General features: G+C 53.8%; 5 protein-coding genes. 1 reads left to right on the top strand and 4 read right to left on the bottom strand.

Features of this window, described 5'->3' with window-relative positions; all coding sequences use genetic code 11:
- The 4 genes from ENN40_05590 to ENN40_05575 all read right to left on the bottom strand — a co-directional run.
- Nucleotides 1-1,148, bottom strand: a 1,148-nt coding sequence (locus ENN40_05590) for a hypothetical protein (protein HDP94817.1), incomplete at its 3' end; no start/stop codon positions are given.
- A complete protein-coding gene (locus ENN40_05585) occupies nucleotides 1,145-3,814 on the bottom strand; it encodes a 4Fe-4S dicluster domain-containing protein (protein HDP94816.1) in 2,670 nt (889 codons plus the stop codon). The genes ENN40_05590 and ENN40_05585, both read right to left, overlap by 4 nt.
- Complete coding sequence (locus tag ENN40_05580) at nucleotides 3,811-5,001, bottom strand: ABC transporter ATP-binding protein (protein ID HDP94815.1); 1,191 nt, start codon at nucleotides 4,999-5,001, stop codon at nucleotides 3,811-3,813. Before ENN40_05580 ends, ENN40_05585 begins: the two co-directional genes overlap by 4 nt.
- A gap of 4 nt (nucleotides 5,002-5,005) precedes the next feature.
- Nucleotides 5,006-5,863 carry a hypothetical protein gene (locus ENN40_05575; GenBank protein ID HDP94814.1) on the bottom strand — a complete coding sequence of 286 codons (858 nt, stop codon included), beginning with the start codon at nucleotides 5,861-5,863 and terminating at the stop codon, nucleotides 5,006-5,008.
- A gap of 203 nt (nucleotides 5,864-6,066) precedes the next feature.
- Here ENN40_05575 and ENN40_05570 point away from each other — a divergent pair, with 203 nt between their 5' ends.
- Nucleotides 6,067-7,326, top strand: coding sequence for a glycosyltransferase (locus tag ENN40_05570; protein ID HDP94813.1), 1,260 nt, complete (start codon nucleotides 6,067-6,069; stop codon nucleotides 7,324-7,326).
- Nucleotides 7,327-7,341 lie beyond the last annotated feature (15 nt).

Here is a 7,341-nt window from a genome sequence, read left to right as displayed (position 1 = left end):
TCTCTATAGAGATGATCCGCCCAGGCCAGGGCTGAATTCACCAATTCTTCCTTGTTGGAGGCGTATTCCATCAACCACGCAGATACCTGGCCTGCAAGATGTTCTTCCGGGACCCAGTCCCGCACGAATGATCGCCCGGACAGGATACCCCGGCCCAAAAAGAAAACGGGCTTTCCCCGCAATGTGGCTTCAAAGCCGACCGTGGAGTTGATGGTGGCCACCAGGTCAGAGACCTCGACGGCATCCAGCACATGGATGTCTTCCGTCACCAGGCCACGCTCGCCGACAACCCGGCGGAATTCATCCGCTGAGACATGTCCTTTCGGATGGGGTTTGACCAGGAAAAAGTACTCATTCGGCAGGTTCCGTACCAGGAAATCCAGCGCTTCCCTGGATCCGCAAAAATTGGGGGAAAAACTGATGATGTTACTGTCACTATCCACTTGCCCGGGAAAAAAGACAATGTTTCGTCCCTCCGCTTTTTCCTTGAGTCGTTCCAGCTCCCCTGCTTTCATTCGTTCGGGCTGACCCCACGCGCTACAGCCCGCGTGATCCCATTGACGGATCGTATCCCGCATCACGGTTACACGCCCCGGCTCAGGTGCCGGTTCAGGAACCTGAAGCAGGGAAGAAGCCCCGTTCGTTCCGCACGGATCCAGGGCCCAGCTTCCGGGCATGGCCCCCTTTTCCGCATAATATACAGGCAGGCCCATCTGCGCCGCGACCGCGGCAAACGCGGCACTGCGGTACACGACACCGTTCCAGATCCAGACCTGGTCCGGTTGAACCAGGCGGTACAACGCCCGGGCCTGCTTCATCCATCCCTGGTATCGCGTCCGTACCTGTTCAAGTGAAAATTTTCCTCCGAACCGCACGCGGCAATAACGGAATTCCCGTAGCGACTCTTCCACGGATGGTTCCGCGACCGTGTAATTCGAATACATGCGCCGGAATGCCGGATTGGTGTCGACCCCATCCAGTTCGATCCAGGGCCCTCCCAACTCCCGTGCCGCCGGTCCATCGCTCAGGAAAACAACTTCCGCCGACAGGGAATCAAGCACATGCATGAGGTCCGCGACAGCCTCACGTACCCATGGCTCTCCCCCTGGAAGCAAAAAGGCAATCCTGCACCCGGACATGCGGGTCATGATTTTTCTCCCCCGGCGGTATCTGGAATCAATCCACGTACAAGTTGATCAAAAATCCGGCCTTTTTTTTGCAGTTCTTCACCCGCCAGTCGAATCCGCCGGGATAGTATTTCTGCCTCACGATTCGTCCTTTCAAACAATTCTTCAAATTTATTGTTCCATTTCAACGATTCCAGGTCCAGGTTGAATTCCTGCATATCAAAAAGTGCCAGCGCTCCTGAATTTTTATGCATGTAATATTCACTCCTGGCCAGGCTGATTACCGGAATGTTTTCACCCAAAGCGAAAATCAGGGGATGGTGCTTCATGGCCACACACAGACGCGCCGCTCCGATAACCCCACGCACCACGCGAAAATCATTCTCTTTTACAATCGCCGGCAAAACCAGGTCCAGGCACCGGCGACGCAAGTCTGCAACGGCCGCGTCATCAGCGGGCATCATCGAAATGAGAACCACAGGCAATCCATCCCGTGCCATGCGGCGTACCACCGTTTCGATCTGGTCCAGCAGGGTGATTCGTTTCCCTCGACTCCGTAGCCCCCAATAGTGAAACTGCAGTACGCGATAGCCCTTATCCGCGATATCGGTCGACAGGCCCGCCTTTAACAGGGCTTCACGCAACCGCACCGGATCCGCGGACTCGGAAAAAAGTGCGTCGTCATGAGTCACCATAACCTGACTTCCGACAATACCGGCTTCTTCCAGATCCATCTTAGAAGCGAACGGATCGCGCAAACCGATCAAAGCCGCGCCTGAAAATCCCCAGTGTGCCAGGCGACGCGTGAATCGACCCTGCCAGATGCCGATGGTCTGTCCGGAAAGTACAAGTGGAACCCGAAACAATCGGCACAATCGACCCAACAACGCCCCATCCCATAACCTCGATCGCGTGCTTCCGGTTAAATATCCACCTCCACAAAAGAAAACCATTGATGCGTTCCGAATATCTTGCAGCAGGGCGGATCTTCGCGGATGCAGCATGAACGTTGAGGTGCCGGCACGAACAAGAAGTGCGTTGACATAGATCCCCAATGCCCGGACAAAGAAAGAAAATTTACGACGCCGCGTATTCATTTCATACATGGATGATGTGTCGGCATCAAAAAAGGCCAGCCGCGGGGCTTCGCCTACGGCGCAACCGTGCAAAGCATGCGTGGCATGTGGATCCGGTGTTAGCACCTTTATGAGTTGTTCTGGAAACAACTTTTGCAGTTTCATCCAGGTGGTATGCAACTGGGCTTCGTCTCCCAGGTTGCCGTATCCGTACCCCCCCACCACCAGGATGGGCCCGCGCGTCTTGTTGCGTTGGTAACACGCAAAACGCAACGGACACAATAAAGGGGAAAAAAGTGCAGCCGGTATGCGCAGCATCGTGCGCAACGCATTGCGCACCCGGCTCACCCAGCGGTACAATCGATCATGCGCGGAACCCAGTCGATGAATCCAGCGACGCATCCCCTCGGCCCCGATTCGTGGCCAGGCCCAGCGCGAAAACCAACCCAACAGTCGGTTCCGGGCAAAGCCATTACGCAGATTGCTGGGGGATAACACATTCTGTTTCCAGCGATCATTGACATGCTTTTGTCGGTAACTGGCCGTAAGGACCTGGCTGTTAACAAAAGCGGTTTTGGTCAACTCTTCCAGGTAGAGGCCGGCAGACCCGGAAACGAATTCAGCCCGCAGTTTTTCATCCCGCACCGCGATCAGGGACGTACCTGCAGGATCCTGGGCCCAGGCCGATCCCCAGGCATCTTTTACGGAAAGATCCGCTTCGCATCCCCAGAAATCCGGACAATAGTGGCAGGCGTTGAGCACAAAGGCGTGTGACCGCCAACTTTCCGTAAATGCGCACTCCATGCGGTCAGGGTGGGCAAGAATTTTGCCTGTTTGATCACTAACACGCATTCTATAACGCCCCGCATGGGGAATACCTTCCTTGCTGCGAAAATCCAGGCGAAACGCCCGGCCGGAAGGCAATCCCATTGAACGGTAGAGAAAATCGGTGAAGTTGTGTGAAACATTGTGAGAACACACCAGCGCCAGGAACACCACGTGGTTGTCACGAAAATCAGGATGCTCAACAAACAAGCGCCGGTAGGCCCGGATCACGCAGGGAGTCCCCACAAAGGCCAGGCGCCGGCTCCTGTTTCTGGCGAACTTATTCACAACAGTTGCAAAACACAACGGGGCATAAAAAGAACCCCTGCGATCATCCAATTCAGCGGAACTCGAGGAAAAAACCGCGCGAAAATGGGGACTTCCCTCCAATGCGACAACGGCTTCACCGTGGATAACCCCGTCCAGGCGACCCGAATCCAGCAATTGCCCCAGCCACCGTGTAACCACCCCACCCGAAGCGCTCTTGCGTCGTCCCGGGCCCCGGTCGAATGCCAGATAAAAATCTCGATCCTCCAAGCCGGCCTTCAAAGCATCAGCCGCAGATGAAACAGCCATCGCCCTGGATCTCAATATTTCCCTTGCGTGGGGACAGTATTTCACACAAACACCACAATCCGTGCACTGCAAAGAATCCACGGCCGCAACATATTCGCCCTTTCGCGTAAACTCGACCCTTACGGCATTTACCGGGCAGACCAGCTCGCACACCCCGCAACCGACACATAGACGATACCGTACCGTAGCATGCTGAACGGAACGTTTCACGGCTTACTCTCAAGATTCGGAAGACTCTCCCAACTTGCGTCTTCAAAGTATACGGTGGCCCCGGCCACAAACCTTCTGCTTACTGAAAAAGAAAAGAGATTGCGATACATAGAGAACAAACGGGAATGGTCGGCATCATATACCATCAGGTTGGCCCGGTAAATGCCGTGGTTCAGATTCAATCCGGGAATAGTAAGCCGGACCCGGCCCGGCCCCTGAAAAACACGCTGCTGGAACAACGAGTTCGTCTGGGCAAACAAATGGTCTGACGCATCCAATAAGGTCAGACTCAAACCATAAGGAATCTCGCAATGCTCGGGATCGGTTTCCATAATAAAATCAATTTCGAGACGATTGCCATCCAGGCTGTGCTTTTCCTCCACCATGCGGATCGGTCCTTCGGAACGAATTTCCCGATCTTCGTTATTCGCATTGTTACTGACAGATTCATAATAAGCCAGAATACCCCGGGCCGAGGACCCGATAAACCTTGTTTGTCCCTGACGTAAAAACAAGGTCGTGCTGCATATTCTACCGATCTGGAACATGTTGTGAGAAACCAGGATAATCGCGCAGCGTTTTTTCATTTCATCTATCCGGTTGTAACAACGCCGCCGAAAAGACATATCCCCGACAGCAAGTATCTCGTCAATCAGCAGCACATCAGGGTCACAGTGAACGGCAACCGCAAAACCAAGGCGTACGAACATGCCGGAGGAGTAATGCTTGACCGGCATGTCGAGAAAATCGCCGATGTCCGCGAAAGCCACGATGTCATCGAACCGGGCATCGATCTCTTTTTTCGACATGCCCAGGACGGCGCCGTTCACATAGATGTTTTCGCGGCCGGAAAGCATGGGATGGAAGCCCGCTCCGACCTCGATCAGGGCTCCCACCCGGCCCCGCACGGACACACGACCGGCATCGGGCCAGTAAATGCCGTTGAGCAGTTTGAGGAGCGTGCTTTTCCCGGACCCGTTGGGGCCGATGACTCCCAGGACCTCGCCCCGTTTTACTTCAAGGTCGATCCCCCGCAAAGCCCAGAACTCGTCTTTTCGCAGTAAACCTGACCGGGTGCGCAAGCCGGCCGCGTTGCGCGCGATATCACGCATGCCGTACCACATGGAGCGGCGCAGATTGCGGCAGAATTTTTTTGCGACCCCCTCCACGCGGATCATGGGTTCCATTTGGTTACACCCGCTCCGTTACCCGGGTTTCAGCCAGGTGGAAAACACAAACGCAGACCAGAAAGATGATCACACCCGCGAGAGATGAAATCCAGAACCCGCTCCACTCAGTCGTGTGCCCGGTAAGTGCCAGGTCGCGGGGAACCGAGACCAGGAAATAGAGGGGATTCAAAGCCGTAATCCGCGACAAGGTGCCCGAGGCCGGCCGGGGGTACAGCACCGGCGTCAGGAACATCAGGAAAGTCATCAGGACGCCCAAGGCGTTTCCCACATCGCGCATGATGCCGTTCAAGATGGATAAGATGAAACCCAAGCCCAGGGTGGTCAGCATCAGGGGCAACAACAGGAAAGGCAGGAAAGCGATCCATATGGAAGGCGTGACCCCGAAAAGCAGGCACAGCAACAGGGCCAGCAGCCATTGTACGGCGAACGCCGCCAGGCATTGGGAGAACGCCGCGATCACCAGTGACTTTCGCGAGAAATTGATCTTCATGATCATTGATCCGGCCCGGACCAGGGAGTTGGACGCACCCATGACGCCCGTAGAGAAAACCTGCCAGTTTGCCACGCCCAGTACGGCGAAAACGGGATAGGGGACGGAGGTATCGCCCAATCGGAAAACCCCGGAACGGTTCAAAAGCACAAATGTGCCCACACTCACCAGGGGGATCAGCACCGCCCAGAAAATCCCGAACGCCGATTGCTTGTACAAAGCCAGAAAATCCCGGCGGAACAACTGGAAGGTCAACCAGCGGTTGGCCCACAGTTCGCGCAGGATATCGGGAAAAATCCGCCACCAGCCCCGGGCAATCAGGTTGTCGGGCTCATAGGTTCGCAACGGCAATTCAGTGCCCTCCTTCATTACCCCTCAACAGCCAATATAGCACAATTCCAGGTTATCAAAAACGGTTTCAGACTGTTTTCCATTCCGGTTGATGTCTACGTTGACTCGTCGGCAAAAGGTTCATTTGACAAATCCAGCGCACGAAGATATCTTCTAGCCATGCGCAGGTATACTTTCCGCATGAGTTCAAGTATTCGCGTGACCGCCCGGAAAGCGTAAACATGAAAATCGCAATCTGGCATAATCTGCCCAGCGGGGGGGCAAAGAGAGTCCTGTTTGATCAAGTTGGGGGCCTTCTGGCAGCGGGACATACAGTGGAGGCCTGGTGTCCCGATACCGCTGATTCAAGCTTCCTGCCTTTAACGGATCTGATCCCGGAACACAGGATGCCCTTGCCTCGCAGACGAGAACTGAATCCGAAAATTTTCCGCACATTGGCATACTATCACAACCGGGTCACAAGGTGGTCTCACCAGCTCGATCAACATTGTAGAGATTGCGCGAAAAGGATTAATGATTCGGCATTTGATTTGCTGTTTGTGTGTTCAAGCAAAAAAAGCCATATCCCCCCCATCGGCAAATATGTAAAACTTCCAACCCTTTTTTATTTTCATGAGTCGGCCAGATATCTCTACGAGGCTAGCCCGGTTCTGCCCTGGGCGGCGCCGCATGCCAAATTCTACTGGCGTGACATGGCCATCTGGATCAAGCACTGGATAAAACTCCACTATCTGGGCATTCAAATGCGTGAAGAGCGCGAAAACATCATGGCTTTTGATACGATCTGCGTGAATTCCCTGTATTCAAATGAAAACCTGAAGCGGGCCTATGGTATCAATGGACATGTCTGCTATCCCGGAGTTGACTCAGCCAAGTTTCACGTTTCAAACAAAACGCGCGAGAACATGGTGATTGGTATCGGTGCTTTTCAGCCCAACAAAAACATTGAATTTGTCATAAAGGCCATTGCGAAAACCGAGAAACCTCAACCGTCCCTGGTATGGGTCGGCAACACAAGCAATGAGAGGTACTTTTCAGAACTGAAGTCATTATCCGGTCATCTTGAAGTCAAATTTGTTTCCAAGTTGCGTATCAGTGATGAGGAAATAGTTATGCTACTTCAGCGTGCGAAAGCCATGGTCTATGCGCCCAATTTGGAACCCCTAGGTCTGGCTCCTCTCGAAGCAGCCGCATGCGGATTGCCGGTCATCACTGTTGCTGAAGCGGGGACAAGAGAAACAGTTGTTCACAACAAGACCGGTTTATACGCTGACCGCAACATTGAGTCTTTCGCAAAAAAAATCTCTATGATCATCAACAATGAAGCTTTGGCAAGAACCCTGGGAGAGAACGGGCGTAAGATGGTGGAATCACACTGGACCTGGGAAAAATCCATTCAAAATCTGGAAAACTCAATGCTCAGCACCATCGCCGAATACTCCTGTAAAGACCCTTCGTCTCCGCATCAGGCGATTCATTAGGATGTACGACTCATT

It is taken from the genome of Candidatus Aminicenantes bacterium (assembly GCA_011049425.1).
GTDB lineage: Bacteria > Acidobacteriota > Aminicenantia > UBA2199 > UBA2199 > UBA876.
The sequence above is the reverse complement of the archived record's forward strand: the minus strand, read 5'-3'. Positions and strand labels throughout refer to the sequence as shown.